This window comes from Streptomyces sp. NPDC001532, from assembly GCF_040298625.1.
GTDB lineage: Bacteria > Actinomycetota > Actinomycetes > Streptomycetales > Streptomycetaceae > Streptomyces.
This window is the reverse complement of the sequence record NZ_JBEPAL010000018.1, coordinates 1-16,853: the sequence shown is the minus strand read 5'-3', so window position 1 is coordinate 16,853 and position 16,853 is coordinate 1. Positions and strand designations below refer to the sequence as shown.

Below are 16,853 nucleotides of genomic sequence, written 5' to 3'. Positions count from 1 at the left end.
CTCTCTGACCATGTGAGCTGACAGCGCCGTCCGCCCAGCCCCCGCGCCAGCGTGCCTGTCGAACGAGAGGCGACCCACCATGCCGCTGCATGTCCCCGAGGCTCCCGCGCCCGCACTGCGTTCCGTCCTCACGGCACTCGGTTCCCCCACCGCCGTCCGCGAGGCCCGAACTCCCTCCCTGCGCACCGCCCAGGGCCCTGTCACCCCGGAGCTGCCCCTGCCCGTGCACGTCCTCGACAGCGTCACCGCCCAAGGCACGGCCGTCACCCGGCTGGCCGGATGGCGGTTCCTGATCCGCTGCGGCGATCGCGCCGTGGCCGCGGCCGACACCATGCTGACGCCCGACGGCTGGGCGTTCTCCCACTTCTTCGAGGGGCCGTACATCGTCTCCACCGAGCGCGCACTGCGCCAGGCCGAGACGCTCACCCATCCCTACCAGCCGCGCCTGCTGTCCGTGCCCAGCCTGTACATGCTGACGCTGTGGCTGCACGGCGACCGCACCGCCGACGGAGCCGACGGTCATCCCGCGGCCACCGATCTGCTGGTGCCCCTGGCCCCGGCCCCGCCCGGCATCGCGGCCCACCGGCCGCACCGGGTCGCCGATCTGCTGCCGGTGCTGACCCTCCGTGCGACACCCGCGCCGCCCCTGCTGGGCTCCGGCGCCCCGGCCTGACGGCCGCCCATCGGCGCACCACCCCGCCTCGTACCCCGCCCCGGATCTCCGCGGCGGGGTACGTCCGTTCCGCCGTACCCCCCGTCCGGACTAGCCCCTTCCGGCCACCCCGAACCACCCAAAGGGACAGTGCAGTTGAGATGAACCGTCCGCGCGGGTGATGCGTCATCAACCTATGAGAAGCGGTGCTGCGAAATCCCTGCGGAACGACGCCCGTAGGGCAACACTGGGTTCCGACCGACTTATCGCAACGGGGGGCGGCCATGAAGACGACAGAGCGAGAGATCCCACCAATGTGCCAGCACCAGCCACCGTGCCCGACCGCCGACTCCGCCGACCGGGAAGGCGCCCGGCTCGCGGCACACCACCCGGAGCAGGGATGGAGCCTGCTGTGCAACGGCGTCGTGCTCTTCGAGGACACCGGTGAGCTCCTGCCGGACGGCCAGATCATCGCCCCGCACCGTCCTGTGGAGACCAGCCAGGTGATGACGGCCGCCTGAGCACGACCGAACACGAACACAGGGGCCGGTTCCCGAACCGGCCCCGCTGCCTGTCCGGACCCGCCCATCCACCCATCAGCGGCCCGGAGCGCGTCAAGAAACGCCCCTCCGCCCGTCAGAGTCACGTCAAGCCGCACCGGCCCGGCCCGCCCGGACCCTAGCGTCGAACACATGACGCCCTCCGACGAAGCGCGACCCGACCTGTCCCGCTTACCCGAGCGGCACCACTGCCCCACGGCGTACGACCGCCACTGGGCGCGGCACCTGCACAGCGCACTGGGCTGTGCGGCCGTACTCCTCGCGGCGCTGTTCCTCATCGACTGGGCCGCCGCCACCCTCAGCCCCTGGCGCGGCGCCCTCTGGCCGGCCCTGGCCGCCCTGGTCTTCCTGATGCTCTGCCCACCGCGCGTCGCCGCCGGCCCCGGCTGGCTGGAGTCGCGTTTCCTGCTGCGCACCCGGCGGGTCCGCACCGATCTGCTGGTCTCGGTGCGCTGCTGCGACGGCGTCGCCGAGCGCCTGGTGCTGCGCGACACCTTCGGCGCCCGCGTCGACCTCGACCCCCGCGTCCTCCTCGACAACCCAGAACTGTGGCACCGCCTCGACGAGGACGCCCACCGCGCGGAGGCCTCCGGCGCCCTGCTCTGCGGCCGCACCGCGCTGCGCCACCTGTGCAGACGCGTCGACCAGGAGACCGCCCTGGCCGTGTTCCGGGTGTCGAACCTCGACTAGCCGGGCGAACGCGCCACCGCCCCGCACGGCGGCAGCCGCACCGGCGGCACTCGCGAAGTCGGGGGCTCGTCGAGGGCTGGAGAACGGCGAGGGCCCCGCCCCGGCCGTCAAGCCGAAGCGGGGCCCTGCCCGAAGGAGCCGTGCCCGAAGGAGCCGTGCCCGAAGGGGGCTCCGGCTCCCTACACTCGCTCAGTCCTCGTACGCGTCCAGCGGCGGGCACGAGCACACCAGGTTCCGGTCACCGAACGCCTGGTCGATCCGGCGCACCGGCGGCCAGTACTTGTCGGCGACGGACACCCCGGCCGGGAAGACCGCCGTGTCACGGCCGTACGCGTGCTCCCACTCCCCGCCGAGCGCGGCCGCGGTGTGCGGCGCGTTGCGCAGCGGGTTGTCCTCGGCGGGCCACTCGCCGGAGCCGACCTTCTCGATCTCCGCACGGATGGCGATCATCGCCTCGCAGAACCGGTCCAGCTCGCTCAGGTCCTCGGACTCGGTCGGCTCGATCATCAGCGTCCCGGCCACCGGGAACGACATCGTCGGCGCGTGGAAGCCGTAGTCGATCAGCCGCTTGGCGACGTCGTCGACGCTCACGCCGGTCGCCTTGGTGAGCGGGCGCAGATCGATGATGCACTCGTGCGCGACCAGCCCGCCGGGGCCGGTGTAGAGCACGGGGTAGTGCGGCTCCAGGCGCTTGGCGATGTAGTTGGCGCTGAGCACCGCCACCTGCGTGGCCCGCTTCAGCCCCTCGCCGCCCATCAGCCGGACGTACGCCCACGAGATCGGCAGGATGCCCGCGGAGCCCCAGGGCGCGGCCGAGATGGGGCCGACGCCCGTCTCCGGACCGGCCGCCGGCTGGAGCGGGTGGTTCGGCAGGTACGGCGCCAGGTGCTCGCGCACGGCCACCGGGCCGACGCCGGGACCGCCACCGCCGTGCGGGATGCAGAACGTCTTGTGCAGGTTCAGGTGCGAGACGTCACCGCCGAAGTGACCCGGCTTGGCCAGGCCGACCAGCGCGTTGAGGTTGGCGCCGTCCACGTACACCTGACCGCCGGCCTCGTGGACCTGCGCGCAGATGTCGGAGACGTGCTCCTCGAACACACCGTGCGTCGACGGGTAGGTGATCATCAGCACCGACAGCTCGTCGCGGTACTGCTCGATCTTCGCCCGCAGGTCGTCGACGTCGATCTCGCCGTCCTCGGCGGTCTTCACCACGACGACCTTCATCCCGGCCATCACGGCGCTGGCGGCGTTGGTGCCGTGCGCGGAGGACGGGATCAGACACACGGTCCGCTGCTCGTCGCCGTTGGCCCGGTGGTAGCCGCGCACGGCCAGCAGACCGGCCAGCTCGCCCTGCGATCCGGCGTTCGGCTGGAGCGACACCTTGTCGTAGCCGGTGACCTCGGCGAGACGTTCCTCCAGCTCGCGGATGAGCGTGAGGTAGCCCTGCGCCTGCTCCTCGGGCGCGAACGGGTGCAGCTGCCCGAACTCCGGCCAGGTGACCGGCTCCATCTCGGTGGTCGCGTTGAGCTTCATGGTGCAGGAGCCCAGCGGGATCATGCCGCGGTCCAGCGCGTAGTCCCGGTCGGCGAGCCGACGCAGGTAGCGCAGCATCGCGGTCTCGGAGCGGTACTGCTGGAAGACCGGGTGGGTGAGGAAGTCGTCGGTGCGCAGCAGGGCGTCCGGCAGGGCGTCCTCGGTGGTCGCGTCCAGCGCGTCGATGGTGCCCTCGACGCCGAAGGCGTTCCACACCGCGGCCAGCTGGGCCCGCGAGGTGGTCTCGTCGCAGGCGATCGACACCTGGTCGGCGTCGACGAGCCGCAGGTTGACGCCGTTCACCCGGGCGGCGGCCACGATCTCGGCGGCCCGGCCCGGCACCCGCACGGTCAGGGTGTCGAAGAAGGCGCCGTGGACGATCTCGGCCCCGCCCTTCGCCAGGCCCGCGGCCAGGATCGACGCGTACCGGTGGGTGCGCCGCGCGATGCCCCGCAGCCCCTCGGGGCCGTGGTAGACGGCGTACATACCGGCCATCACCGCGAGCAGCACCTGCGCGGTGCAGATGTTGCTGGTCGCCTTCTCACGGCGGATGTGCTGCTCGCGGGTCTGCAGCGCCAGCCGGTACGCCTTGTTCCCGTCGGCGTCCACGGACACACCCACGAGCCGCCCGGGCAGGCTGCGGGCCATCTTCTCCTGGACGGCCATGTAGCCGGCGTGCGGCCCGCCGAAGCCCATCGGCACACCGAAGCGCTGCGTGGTCCCGACGGCGATGTCGGCACCCAGCTCACCGGGCGACTTCAGCAGCGTCAGCGCGAGCAGGTCGGCGGCGACGGTGACGAGCGCGCCCCGCTCGTGGGCCTGGTCGATGAGCGGCTTGATGTCCCGTACGGCACCGGAGGCGCCGGGGTACTGGACGAGCACGCCGTTGATCTCCCGCCCGTCCAGCTCGGCCGGGATGCCCTCGTCGAGGTCGGCGACGACGACCTCGACGCCGGTCGGCTCGGCGCGGGTCTGGATCACGGCGATGGTCTGCGGCAGCGCGTCCGCGTCGACCAGGAACAGGCCCTTCTTGTTCTTGCCCATGCGCCGGGACAGCGCCATCGCCTCGGCCGCGGCCGTGCCCTCGTCGAGCAGCGAGGCGCCGGAGGTCGGCAGGCCGGTGAGGTCGGCGACCACGGTCTGGAAGTTCAGCAGCGCCTCCAGGCGCCCCTGGGAGATCTCGGGCTGGTACGGCGTGTAGGCCGTGTACCAGGCCGGGTTCTCCATCACATTGCGCAGGATCACGGGCGGCGTGAAGGTGCCGTAGTACCCGAGTCCGATCATGGAGTCGAGGACCTGGTTGCGGTCGGCCAGCCCTCGCAGCTCGGCCAGCACCTCGGCCTCGGTCCGCGCACCCGGCAGGTCCAGGGCGTCGGCGTTCTTGATCACATCCGGGACCGCGGCGGCGGTGAGCTCGTCCAGCGAGCCGTAACCGACCTGCGCGAGCATCTTCGCCCGAGCCTCGTGGTCGGGTCCGATGTGGCGCTGCTCGAACGGTGTGCCCTGTTCGAGCTCGGAGAGCGGAATGCGATGCTCGGTCATTGCGGAGGCCTCCTGGTCTGACGCGACCTGCGAGGGGCACCACGGCGCGGGTGCCCGGACGGCCTCCCCCTCTGTCATCTCAACCTGAGAGTTTCACCGGACCCGCCCTAGGGGGATCCGGCTTTCACCGTCGGTGAGAGCGGAAGCCGTCGACACCCGCCCTGCTTTCCAGAGTGACCTCGTCCGTGCGGTACATGGGCCTGAGAGATTCCGGGGAGGATTTGCTCCTTCGGCGCCTCCGGTGATCTCCGGAGGACTCTCCCGCACGGGGTCAGCAGCCGTTGTCAGCCTACCAGCGAGGTCAACGCCCAGGCGTTCGAGTGGCCGGGTTCACCATTGTGCTCTTTCGTAGTGCTTACGGATGAGTTGCGACGACGTGGAGGGCCCGTGCTGACCGATATCGATCCGCGCAACCTGATCGGCCGCAAGGCGTTCGACCGCAACGGCACCAAGATCGGCACCATCGACGAGGTCTATCTCGACGACGCGACCGGCGTGCCGGAGTGGGCCGCCATACGGACCGGCCTGTTCAGCAGGGATGCCTTCGTCCCGCTGGAACCCAGCGAAATGATCGAGGGCAGCCTCCACGTGCCTTTCGACCGCGCCCTGATCAAGGACGCCCCGGACTTCGGCGTGGGCCGTCATCTCTCCCCGGAGCAGGAACTGCAGCTCTACCACCACTACGGTCTGGACATCGCGGCCCCACCCGCCCTGCCGGACCACGATTTCGGCAAGCTGGCGGGCACGGACGAGCCCTGACCCGACCGAAGGAGAGCCACCAGCCCGGCCGAGCCGCGCACCCCGACTTCACCCACCCAGCCCGCTCGGCCTCCCCAGTCCCTCAGCAATGCACACCCGGCACCGCCTGCCTCACCACGCTCAGGCCTCAGCAGCCCCAGCGACAACGGCTCCGCCGACTCCAACACCGAATCGCCCACCCGAAACGTCCGCACCGACCCGGCCCGGAGGGCACCGAGAACCGCACAGGCGCACCCTCCCCGGCCGTACCCCTACTCGGCCCGGCCGAGCCGCACACCCCGACTTCACCCACTCACTCCCGGCACCACCGTCGCGCCGCCCCCGGCACCACCTCACCTCGCTCGATCCTCACCGGCACCAGCGACAACGGCTCCGCCGACTCCAGCACCGAATCGCCCACCCGGAACGTCCGCATCCGACCCGACCCGCCCCGGCCCGGACGAGGCCGCCGAGCACCGCACAGGCACCCTCCCCGGCCCACTGCCCCGCACCCCGCCGTCCCCCTACTCAGCCCCACCGAGCCGCACACCCCGACCGCACCCACCCAGCCCGCTCGACCACGCTCCACAGCCGCTTAGCCACTCACTCACGCACTCCCGGCACCACCCTCGCGCCGTCCCCCGGCACCACACCACCCCGCTCAGGCCTCACCGGCACCAGCGGCAACGGCTCCGCCGGCTCCAGCGCCGGATCGTCCACCCGGAACGTCCGCACCCGCCCCGGCTCCGACCAGGGCGTCTCGAACCGCACGGTCACCCTCCCGAGCCCGCTGCCCTGCACCCAGCCGTGCCCGTACTCGGCGTGCCGCACATCGTGCCCCGCCGACCAGCGCCGCTCGACCGGCTCCACCTCCCCGGGCGCGTGCTCCTCGGCCGCCGCCTCCTCCGCGGGCCCATCCTCCCGTTCCCCCGCGGCCTGGGCGAACAGGTCTTCCTGCGTGTAGTCCGCGAGTCCGCTGACGCCGACCCCGAGCAGCCGGACGCCGCCCGTCGTGTCCACGGCCTCCAGCAGCCGCGCCGCGGCCTCACGGACCACCGCCGGGTCGTCCGTGGGCCCGCGCAGCGTCTCGGAGCGCGTCAGCGTCGAGAAGTCGTATCGGCGCACCTTCAGCACGATGGTCCGCCCGGACAGCCCCGCCCCCCGCAGCCGCCGCACGCACCGGTCCGCGAGCCGCTGCACCTCGAGCCCCACCCGGAGCCGGTCGTGGATGTCCACGTCGTAGGTGTCCTCGACCGACACCGACTTCGTCTCGCGCTCGGCGACCACCGGCCGCTCGTCCCGCGCCAGCGCCATCGCGTACAGGGCATGCCCATGCGCCTTGCCCACCAGGCGCACCAGCTCGTCCTCACCCGCCTCGGCGAGCTCCTCGACCGTGGTGATCCCGGCCCGCCGCAGATGGTCTCCCGTCGCCGGCCCCACCCCCGGCAGCGTCCGCACCGACATCGGCCCGAGCAGTGCCCGCTCCGTTCCCGGTTCGATCACGAGCAGCCCGTCCGGCTTGGCCTCCTCCGAGGCGATCTTCGCGAGCATCTTGGAGGCGGCCAGCCCGACCGACCCGGTCAACCCGGTGACCTCCCGGATGTCCGCGCGCAGCTTCGTCCCCGCCAGCCGCGCCGACATCTCGTCCCAGGCCGCTCCCCCGGCCTCCAGATCCACGAAAGCCTCATCGAGACTCAGCGGCTCCACCAGCGGCGACAGCGACCGCAGCAGCGCCATCACCTGCTCGCTGATCGACCGGTAGAACCCGAAGCGCGGCACCAGATACGCGGCGTTCGGCGCCAGCCGCCGCGCCTGCCCCATCGGCATCGCCGAATGCACCCCGAAGACCCGGGCCTCGTAGGACGCGGTGGCGACCACTCCGCGCGGTCCCAGCCCGCCCACGACGACGGCCTTCCCGCGCAGGCTCGGCTTCGACGCCTGCTCCACCGAGGCGAAGAAGGCATCCATGTCGAGATGCAGGATCGTGGGCGCGGTTCTCACATCTCCGATGCTGCACCACGCCACTGACAATGCGGCGGTACACCGCTGACCCACCGCACGCCGGGGCCCTCACCAGGCCTCTCGCGCCCCGTGCAGCGCGTCCCGGACCCGCGTGGGGCTCCGGCGGCCCCTCAGACCGCCCGGTTGCGACGCCGGGCCAGTTCGTCGGCCGGGTTGTGCCCGACCAGCGTCTCTCCGGTGTCGATGCGCTCCCCGTGCAGCTGCGACAAGGCGCTCTCGACGTCCCGCCACACGACGCCGACCGCGATCCCGAAGATCCCCTGCCCGCCCTGGAGCAGCGCGTGGACCTCGTCGGGCGAGGTGCACTCGTACACCGTCGCACCGTCGCTCATCAGGGTCATACGCTCGAGATCACGGAAACCGCGTTCTCTGAGATGCTGCACGGCGGTGCGAATGTTCTGGAGCGACACCCCCGTGTCGAGAAACCGCTTCACGATCTTCAGGACCACGACGTCCCGGAAGCTGTACAGCCGCTGGGTCCCCGACCCGTAGGCGGGTCGTACGCTCGGCTCGACCAGTCCGGTGCGCGCCCAGTAGTCCAGTTGCCGATAGGTGATTCCGGCGGCCGCACAGGCCGTCGGACCTCGGTAGCCGACCTCCTCGGGCTCCTCGGACGCCGCGCCCTCACCGCCGGGCACCACCGTGGGCCGCTGGGGAACGCGGTCGGTCGCCCTGCCGGGTTGCGGATACCCCCTGCCCGACCGCAGCTGAGAACCGGGGGGAGGGTACGGACCGCTCTCCCCGAGACTGCGTCCGGGGGCACCCCCAGCCGTACCGTCGCCGCTGCTTCTCACGCCGACCTCCGTCCTTGACCTGCCTTCTCGACGGTAGGCAGTCACCAAGGGTGCGTCAACGATCGCCACACTCGGCACGCCGAGTGATAATCACCCTAGGAGTGGTTTCCCGCACCCCACCGCGGGGAAAGGCTAGCCGAATGCTCTCGGCCGGAGCCGCAGGACGCTCTCACTCGCCGCTGGCAATTGCCGACGTCGGCACAGGGCGGAGTGCGGCCCGGCCGACCGAAAGTCCGCCGGGCCGCCCCCATTTCACTGGCTGCTGCTGCCGAAGTCCTCGGGCGAGATCTGGTCCAGGAACTCGCGGAATTTCTCCACCTCGTCCTCCTGCTCGTCCGGGATCGCGATACCGGCGTCGTCGAGCACCCCGTCACTGCCGTAGATCGGCGTTCCGGTGCGCAGGGCCAGCGCTATGGCATCGGATGGGCGGGCGCTCACCTCGACGCCGCTGGCGAACACCAGCTCGGCATAGAAGACGCCCTCACGCAGATCGGTGATGCGCACTTCGGTGAGCTCCTGGCCGACGGCCTCCAGCACGTCCTTGAACAGGTCGTGGGTCAGCGGTCGTGCGGGGGCCATGCCCTGCTGGGCGAAGGCGATCGCCGTCGCCTCCCCCGGCCCGATCCAGATGGGGAGGTAGCGGTCGCCTCCCACTTCACGCAGGAGCACGATCGGTTGGTTGGAGGGCATCTCGACCCGGACACCTACGACATCGAGCTCGTTCACACAGCAACCCTAGGCCGTGCTCGGGATGTTTGGGTAGTCGGGCCGGTATCAGGCTCCCGATCCGGCCGTCCGAGCCTCCCGGCACATCCGCCCGTAGGCCCCTGTCGCCTCCCGCGACAGCGCCCGATCCATCCCACCGCGCGGTGCGCCCCAGGTCAGGGCAGCCGCACTCCGAGCGCGATCTGCACCAAGGCCGCGTGCAGCTTCACCGCGAGCCCCGCCAGCTCCTTCGTGCGGGCCTCCGCGAGCGTCCTGGTCTGCGGATTGCGGTGACGCTTCAGCGGGGCCACCACCTGGTCCACCAGCCCGGCCTCACGGTCGGCGGCGGCCTTCATCGACCGCAGATGCCGCGGCTCGATCCCGAACCGCCCCAGTTCGGCCACCAGCCCGGCCACGGTGACCGTCTCGGCGTCGTACACGCCCTCCGCCAGCGCCGTGATCAGCCCGTACGACTCCCACTCGGCCAGTTGCCGGTCGTCGATCCCGGCGGCGGCGAGCAACTCCGCCCGCCCGATCCTCGCCGCCGTGGGCGCCTCGGCCGGCTCCGGTCCCGCTTCCCCGTCGCGCTGCCGGCCGACCGTGGGCAGGCGTACCTCCTCGCCGCGCTCCACCGCGTCCAGGTGCTCACGAATCACCTTGAGCGGCAGATAGTGGTCCCGCTGCATCCTCAGGACATGGCCGAGACGCTCGACGTCACCGGGGCTGAACTTGCGATACCCCGAGGGGGTCCGCTGCGGCTCGATCAGCCCCTCCGACTCCAGGAAACGGATCTTGGAGATGGTGACTTCGGGGAACTCCTCGCGCAGCGTGTTCAGCACCGTGCCGATGCTCATCAGCCCACTGTCCGCGGCGGCGGTACCGCTCCCGGCACCGCCGCTCGGTGTTTGAAGCATGGACCTTCCCTGGGGTTTCCCCCCGGACTGCGTCTGGGGGAGGGTCAGATGCCCTGCCGGCTCGCGTAGAAGACCAGCCGGTACTTGCCGATCTGCACCTCGTCACCGTTGGACAGGGCGACCTGGTCGATCCGCTCGCGGTTGACGTACGTGCCGTTGAGGCTGCCCACGTCGGCCACCGTGAACGACCCGTCCGGGCTGCGCCGGAACTCCACGTGCCGCCTGGAGACCGTCACGTCGTCCAGGAAGATGTCGCTCTGCGGGTGCCGCCCGGCCGTGGTCAGGTCGCTGTCCAGCAGGAAGCGACTGCCCGAGTTCGGCCCCCGGCGCACCACCAGCAGCGCGGAGCCCAGCGGCAGCGCGTCGACGGCGGCCTGCGCCTCCGGGGAGAGGGTGGGCATCGGCGTCTGGCCGGTGGCCTCGGCGTCGTAGGCCTCCAGACCGCTGATCGAGATTGTGGAGGTCGTCTCCGACGGACGCTCCGGCGTCGCGCCCGCCCGCAGCGGCGCGCCACAGTTGGAACAGAAGCGGCTGCTCTCCGCGTTGCGGTTACCGCACCTCGTACACACCAGGACCGACATGGACGGATCCTCCTGCCGCGGCTGCCCCGCCGGGGCATTGGACGCGTACGGACCAGAGGAGAACCCTCCACCCGTACTTGAGGTTGACGGTTGCCCGAAACCTATGCCGCCGGACTGGGCAGGGTCAACAGACGGCGCGCCCTGACCTCCCGAAATGTCACCGCCCGGACCAGCCACCTGGTCCCGGAACAGCGGGCGCTGGCCCTCCGCGTCAGGCTGCGCGCGATGCCGAGCGGTCGCGTTGCTGTCGCTACCCTCTCGCGCGCTCTTGCCGAACAACTTCGCAAACAACTTCACGGGCGATTCCCCTTGACCGAAACAGACCCGCCCGTGGGGCAGGACGAACCCTGATTGCACACACTGGCCGAGCCGGACATCCTCACAACGTCCGTGTCCACCAGACAGTTTCCACCACGCACCACCCAATCGGTGCGGCGACCCCCCCGCAACCTCATGCCCTCGCCGGACGGTCGGCATGCACCGCCGGTTCACTGGGAGGACGACCGAGCGTAGTCAGGTCGCTCCGCGGCTCGCAAGGCGTCCACGACGATCTTGCTCGACCGCTGCACCGTCACGGTGGCCTGCTCCTTCTCCAGCGTCTGCACCACGCCTCCAGGGATGTTGAGGGCCGGTTCGAGGTCCTGCGGCTTGCCGATGACCTTGAAACGATAGGGCGCGTTGATCTTGTTCCCGTCGACACTCACGCTTTTGCCGGAATCCGTCAGGAAGGTGCTCGCGACCACCCGCACGCCGTTCACCTGGATCGCCTCCGCGCCGGCGGCGCGCAGCTCCTGGATCGCGTCGAGCAGCATGTCCGATTCGACCGTTCCCTTCGTGTCCTCGATGGTGATGGTGATGCCGGGGCCCTCCGCCGCCACGGTGCCCGCGAGGATGCCCAGTTGCCGTTCCTTCTCGATCGTCTGCCTGCGGGCCTCCTCGGCCTGGTTCGAGCTGTTCTCCAGCTCGTCCCGCTGCTCCTCGAGCCCTCGCTTCTCGTCTTCAAGACGCTGAGTACGGTCGTCGAGTTCATCGAGGATGCGGACCAGATCCTCCTGGCGCGCTCCGCGCAGAGCACTGTCACCGTCGCTGTTCGAGGCGACCTGGACGGCCAGACCGAAGCCCAGCCCGAACAGCAGCAGGGCCACGATGAGTTGGGCCCGCGTGACGCGCGGCGGCCACAGCCCCTTCACCAGCCGCTGCCGGCCGGTCAGTCCGGGCTCGGCCGTCGGCCGGGGTGCTTCGGCCTGCGGCGCCGCCGCCGGCGCCTCCTCGGGCAGTTCCTTGCGCAGCCGGTTCTCGCCCGTCTCGTCCTGGGTGCTCATCGGCCTCACGCCCGGAACACGTGCCGGCGGATCGCCGCGGCGTTGGAGAAGATACGGATGCCGAGCACGACCACGACACCCGTCGACAGCTGGGCACCGACGCCCAACTTGTCGCCCAGGAACACGATCAGCGCGGCGACGACCACGTTCGACAGGAACGACACCACGAAGACCTTGTCGTCGAAGATGCCGTCGAGCATGGCCCGCAGGCCGCCGAAGACGGCGTCGAGTGCCGCGACGACGGCGATCGGCAGGTAAGGCTCGACGACCGCCGGAACCTCGGGCCGGACCAAGAGGCCGGCCACGACTCCCACGACGAGGCCCAGTACGGCGATCACGATGTGCCCTTCTCACTTGTCGGCTTTGCTGACTCGGATCTCGGCTGTGCGGTGCGCACGGTCACGCTCGGCGCGGCCGGCAGCCGGAGGTCGTCCTCCACGGAGATTCCGGTACGGATGCCGAAGTTCTCCTGGAGGGCATGCAGATAGAGCCCGTCCGCACTGTTCTGGAAGCGGTTGCTCAGCTCTTCGCCGTCCCCCACCGCGAGGACCGTGTACGGCGGCACGAGCGGCCGGTTGTCGACCAGTATGGCGTCGCCCGCGGCCCTGATCGCCGACAGCGCGGTCAGCCGCTGGCCGTTGATCGAGACGGCCTCGGCACCGGACTCCCACAGCCCGTTGACCACCCGCTGCATGTCCCGGTCGCGCACCCGTCCGGTGTCGGAGAAACCCGAGGCCCCGCGAGGATTGCCGTCACTGTCGGTGCCGGCCTCCTTCGCGTCGTTCACGACCAGCTGTACGCCGGGGCCGTGCACCTCGGCGGCACCCGACAGGATGCCCATCAGCTCCGTCCGGTCCCCGCCGCCGCTCTCCTTCAGCGCCTCCCGCTGCCGCGCGCCGACCTCGTCGCGCAATTTGTCGACGGCGGTCTCCAGCTCGTCGGCGGCCTCGGTCTCGCGGTCGATGCGGTCGATCAGCTCCTCGCGCTCCTTGGCCAGAGCGGGAGCGGCCACCCGGGCCTGGGCGGCCCCCACGGTGACGACGAGCGCCGCCAGCACCAGGCCGGCGGCGAGACCGAGCCGCGCCCGGAGCGTCTTGGGCATGCCCCCGTCACCCGCGGCCTTCTTGCGGGCCGCCGCCTCGGCGTACCCGTCGTCGAGGCTGTGATCCATGACGTTGTTGAGCAGCGACATGGAAGCGTCCGGACGCGAGGGTGGGCGCGTGGACGTGCTCCGAACGGGGGGCTGCTGCGGCATGCCGCACATCGTCGCACGTCGCGCCCACTACCTCCGAATGGCCCTGCCCACGTGCCGGACAGGCCCCCGCTGGGAGGCCTGTCCGGGATTACGCGTGTGCGGGTGTTCCTACCGTCCGGCGCTGTCCACGACGGCCGACCACTCGTCGAGCAGTGCCTGCGCAGAGGCGTCGTCCGGCCCTTCGGCCCACAGATGGGTGACGGCCTCGGCCGGGTCGGGCAGCACCATGACCCAGCGCCCGTCGGCCTCCACCACGCGGACGCCGTCGGTGGTGTCCACGAAGCGGTCTCCGGCCGCCTCGACGACCCGCCGCATGACCAGGCCCTTGACGGCCCACGGAGTCGCCAGGTCCCGCTTGAGGACGTGCGCCCGCGGGATCCGGGCGTCGATCTGGCTCAGCGTGAGCTGGGTCCGCGCCACCAGCCCGATCAGCCGTACGAAGGCGGCCGTGCCGTCGAAGACGCTGCTGAACTCCGGGACGATGAATCCGCCCTTGCCGTCACCGCCGAAGATGGTCGACTCCTCGGCCCCGACCCGCGTCAGATCGTCGGGCGAGGTCGTGGTCCACTCCACCTGGGTCCCGTGATAGGCCGCCACCTGCTCGGCGATCCGAGTCGTGGTCACCGGCAGGGCCACCCGCCCACTGCGCCGCTCGGCGGCCACCAGGTCCAGCATCACCAGCAGCGCGCGGTCGTCCTCGACGATCCGCCCCTTCTCGTCGACCAGCGACAGCCGCTCGCCGACCGGGTCGAAACGCACGCCGAACGCCGCTCGCGCGGACGCGACGATCTCTCCGAGCCGCACCAGGCCCTTGCGCCGCGTCTCCGCGGACTCGGTGGGCCTCGACTCGTCGAGACCGGGGTTGATGGTCAGCGAGTCCACACCGAGCTTGCCCAGCAGGCTCGGCAGCACCAGTCCCGCGCTGCCGTTCGACGCGTCGACGACGACCTTCAGCCCGGACTCGGCGATCCCGGTCGTGTCGACGTTCCGCAGCAGGGATCCGGTGTACGAGTCGAAGACGCTCGCCGGGAAGTGCAGATCGCCGATCTCACCCGGGAACGCACGCCGGTACTCCTGCCGCGCGAACACCCGGTCGAGCTTGCGCTGACTGCCCTGCGAGAGGTCCGCGCCCTGGCCGTCGAAGAACATGATGTCCACGGAGTCCGGCACTCCGGGCGTGGTCCGGATCATGATGCCGCCGGCGCTCCCTCGCGCCGTCTGCTGCCGGGCGACCGGCAGCGGCACGTTCTCCAGGTCCCGTACGTCGATGGCGCTGGCCTGGAGCGCGGAGATGACCGCCCGCTTCAGTGCTCGGGCGCCTCGGGAGTGGTCACGGGCCGTGGTGACGGTCGAGCCCTTCTTCAGCGTGGTGGCGTAGGCACCGGCCAGCCGGACCGCCAGCTCGGGGGTGATCTCGACGTTCAGGATGCCGGAGACGCCGCGGGCACCGAAGAGATGCGCCTGTCCCCGCGATTCCCATATGACCGAGGTGTTGACGAAGGCGCCGGCCTCGATCGTCTTGAACGGGTAGACCCGGACGTTCCCCTGCACGATCGATTCTTCGCCGATGAGGCACTCGTCGCCGATGACGGCGCCGTCCTCGATCCGCGCGGCCCGCATGATGTCGGTGTTCTTACCGACCACGCAGCCCCGCAGATTGCTGTGCTGCCCGACGTACACGTTGTCGTGCACCACGGCCTTGTGGAGGAACGCACCGCTCTTGACGACGACGTTCGAGCCCACCACGGTGTGCTCGCGGATCTCCGCGCCGGCCTCCACCTTGGCGTAGTCACCGACGTAGAGCGGCCCTCGCAGAACGGCGTCGGGATGCACCTCGGCACCCTCGGCCACCCACACGCCGGGAGAGATCTCGAAGCCGTCGAGCTCGACGTCGACCTTGCCCTCAAGGACGTCGGCCTGCGCCTTCACATAGCTCTCGTGGGTGCCGACGTCCTCCCAGTAGCCCTCGGCGACATAGCCGTAGATCGGCTTGCCTTCCTTCATCAACTGGGGGAAGACATCGCCCGACCAGTCGACCGGCACATCGGGCTCGACGTAGTTGAAGACCTCGGGCTCCATCACGTAGATGCCGGTGTTCACCGTGTCCGAGAAGACCTGACCCCAGGTCGGCTTCTCCAGGAAACGCTCGACCCGGCCCTCTTCGTCGACGATGGTGATGCCGAATTCCAGAGGATTCGGCACGCGCGTCAGGCAGACCGTGACGAGCGCGCCCTTTTCCTTGTGGAAGTTGATCAGGTCCGTGAGGTCGAAGTCGGTGAGAGCGTCACCGGAGATGACGAGGAAGGTGTCGTCCTTCAGCGCCTCCTCGGCGTTCTTCACGCTTCCCGCGGTACCGAGTGGCTTCTCCTCGTTGGCATAGGTGAGCTCCATTCCGAGCTCCTCGCCGTCACCGAAGTAGTTCTTCACCAGTGAGGCGAGGAACTGCACGGTGACGACGGTCTCGTTGAGCCCATGCCTTTTGAGCAGCCGCAGAACGTGCTCCATGATCGGCCGGTTGGCCACCGGCAGGAGCGGCTTGGGCATGCTTGAGGTCATAGGACGAAGGCGCGTGCCTTCGCCTCCGGCCATCACGACGGCCTTCATGTCGGAAGCGTCCTCCTCGAAGAGACGACGGTCTAGCCGACTTCACCCACCCGAATTGTCCCGCACTTTCCCCCGGCGGGCCATCGCACCGTTGCGACCGCAGCAATCAGTGAGCTCAATCGGCCTTGACGTCCGCGCGAACGAGACGGCGGACTTGGACCACGTAGAGAACTCCTGCCCACCAGTACAGCGTTGTACCCCATCCGGCGAACGCCCATCCGAAAATAGCAGCGAGTGACGAGATCCATCCAGTTCCGTCACTGAGCAACAGCAAGGGGAAGGCGTACATCAGGTTGAAGGTGGCGGCCTTGCCGAGGAAGTTCACCTGGGGCGGCGGATAGCCGTGTCGGCGGAGGATGCCCACCATCACCAGCAGGACCAGTTCCCGCGCCAGCAGTACAGCGGTCAACCACAGCGGCAGGATCTCCCGCCAGGTGAGACCGACCAGTGTCGAGAGAATGTAGAGCCGGTCCGCCGCGGGATCCAGAAGCCGGCCAAGGCTGCTGATCTGGTTCCAGCGCCGCGCCAGCTTGCCGTCCAGATAGTCACTGACCCCGCTGAGAGCCAGCACCAGCAGCGCCCAGCCGTCACTCTTCGGACCGCCGAACTCGGGCCAGAGGATCAGCCCCAGGAAGACGGGCACGCCGACGAGCCGCGCCATGCTGAGGATGTTCGGGATGGTGAGTACCCGGTCTGTCTGAACACGGGTCTCTTGGACCTCCACCCGGGGGCCTCCTGTGGGAAACGTACCGACGATGCCCCCTGACCTTACCGCAACGCAAAAAAGCTCCGGTTCTCGGGCTGTCTGCCCAAGAACCGGAGCTTTATCAAGAGGAGTTCGGCGGTGTCCTACTCTCCCACAGGGTCCCCCCTGCAGTACCATCGGCGCTGTGAGGCTTAGCTTCCGGGTTCGGAATGTAACCGGGCGTTTCCCTCACGCT

General features: G+C 70.1%; 15 protein-coding genes, 1 rRNA gene and 1 riboswitch. Of the genes, 4 read left to right on the top strand and 12 right to left on the bottom strand.

Translation table 11 applies throughout. The features are described from left to right. The first annotated feature begins 79 nt into the window (after window positions 1-79). The 3 genes from ABT232_RS18200 (at window position 80) to ABT232_RS18190 (ending at window position 1,902) form a co-directional block, all read left to right on the top strand. Window positions 80-673 (top strand): hypothetical protein, encoded by a 594-nt coding sequence (locus ABT232_RS18200; protein ID WP_351840965.1) that lies wholly within the window; start codon window positions 80-82, stop codon window positions 671-673. Between the two features lie 293 nt (window positions 674-966). Continuing rightward, window positions 967-1,173, top strand: coding sequence for a DUF5999 family protein (locus ABT232_RS18195; RefSeq protein ID WP_351840963.1), 207 nt, complete (start codon window positions 967-969; stop codon window positions 1,171-1,173). 171 nt (window positions 1,174-1,344) lie between these two features. Then, window positions 1,345-1,902: a hypothetical protein gene (locus tag ABT232_RS18190; protein WP_351840961.1), complete on the top strand. Its 558-nt coding sequence runs from the start codon at window positions 1,345-1,347 to the stop codon at window positions 1,900-1,902. A gap of 189 nt (window positions 1,903-2,091) precedes the next feature. On the opposite strand, the gene gcvP is transcribed toward ABT232_RS18190, so the two are convergent. After that, window positions 2,092-4,977, bottom strand: a complete 2,886-nt coding sequence (gene gcvP / locus ABT232_RS18185; RefSeq protein ID WP_351840959.1) for an aminomethyl-transferring glycine dehydrogenase — start codon at window positions 4,975-4,977, stop codon at window positions 2,092-2,094. A gap of 178 nt (window positions 4,978-5,155) precedes the next feature. Then, window positions 5,156-5,251, bottom strand: a riboswitch (glycine riboswitch). Between the two features lie 113 nt (window positions 5,252-5,364). Between gcvP and ABT232_RS18180 the strand changes: the two genes are divergently transcribed. Further along, window positions 5,365-5,736: a PRC-barrel domain-containing protein gene (locus tag ABT232_RS18180; protein ID WP_351840957.1), complete on the top strand. Its 372-nt coding sequence runs from the start codon at window positions 5,365-5,367 to the stop codon at window positions 5,734-5,736. 582 nt (window positions 5,737-6,318) lie between these two features. Here ABT232_RS18180 and ABT232_RS18175 read toward each other — a convergent pair. From ABT232_RS18175 to rrf, 11 genes are all read right to left on the bottom strand, one after another. After that, entirely contained in the window at window positions 6,319-7,716 is a 1,398-nt protein-coding gene (locus ABT232_RS18175; RefSeq protein ID WP_351840955.1) for a DNA polymerase IV, read from the bottom strand. A 131-nt stretch (window positions 7,717-7,847) separates the two neighbouring features. Continuing rightward, window positions 7,848-8,531, bottom strand: a complete 684-nt coding sequence (locus ABT232_RS18170) for a MerR family transcriptional regulator (protein ID WP_351840953.1) — start codon at window positions 8,529-8,531, stop codon at window positions 7,848-7,850. Between the two features lie 252 nt (window positions 8,532-8,783). Then, the gene (locus ABT232_RS18165) at window positions 8,784-9,257 is read right to left on the bottom strand and encodes a bifunctional nuclease family protein (RefSeq protein ID WP_026281837.1); all 474 of its coding nucleotides are present in this window, start codon (window positions 9,255-9,257) and stop codon (window positions 8,784-8,786) included. Window positions 9,258-9,412: 155 nt separating this feature from the next. Next, window positions 9,413-10,150 carry a transcriptional regulator FtsR gene (gene ftsR, locus ABT232_RS18160; protein WP_351840951.1) on the bottom strand — a complete coding sequence of 246 codons (738 nt, stop codon included), beginning with the start codon at window positions 10,148-10,150 and terminating at the stop codon, window positions 9,413-9,415. Window positions 10,151-10,194: 44 nt separating this feature from the next. After that, the gene (locus tag ABT232_RS18155) at window positions 10,195-11,157 is read right to left on the bottom strand and encodes a zinc-ribbon and FHA domain-containing protein (RefSeq protein ID WP_351841191.1); all 963 of its coding nucleotides are present in this window, start codon (window positions 11,155-11,157) and stop codon (window positions 10,195-10,197) included. Window positions 11,158-11,219: 62 nt separating this feature from the next. After that, entirely contained in the window at window positions 11,220-12,053 is an 834-nt protein-coding gene (locus ABT232_RS18150) for a DUF881 domain-containing protein (RefSeq protein ID WP_351840949.1), read from the bottom strand. Window positions 12,054-12,058: 5 nt separating this feature from the next. Beyond that, entirely contained in the window at window positions 12,059-12,391 is a 333-nt protein-coding gene (locus ABT232_RS18145) for a small basic family protein (protein ID WP_003988855.1), read from the bottom strand. Continuing rightward, window positions 12,388-13,317, bottom strand: a complete 930-nt coding sequence (locus tag ABT232_RS18140) for a DUF881 domain-containing protein (RefSeq protein WP_351840947.1) — start codon at window positions 13,315-13,317, stop codon at window positions 12,388-12,390. Before ABT232_RS18140 ends, ABT232_RS18145 begins: the two co-directional genes overlap by 4 nt. 99 nt (window positions 13,318-13,416) lie before the next feature. After that, the gene (locus ABT232_RS18135) at window positions 13,417-15,912 is read right to left on the bottom strand and encodes a sugar phosphate nucleotidyltransferase (protein WP_351840945.1); all 2,496 of its coding nucleotides are present in this window, start codon (window positions 15,910-15,912) and stop codon (window positions 13,417-13,419) included. Between the two features lie 115 nt (window positions 15,913-16,027). Next, window positions 16,028-16,636 carry a cardiolipin synthase ClsA gene (gene clsA, locus ABT232_RS18130; RefSeq protein ID WP_351840943.1) on the bottom strand — a complete coding sequence of 203 codons (609 nt, stop codon included), beginning with the start codon at window positions 16,634-16,636 and terminating at the stop codon, window positions 16,028-16,030. Window positions 16,637-16,748: 112 nt separating this feature from the next. Further along, window positions 16,749-16,853, bottom strand: a 5S ribosomal RNA gene (rrf, locus tag ABT232_RS18125); the annotation flags it as partial.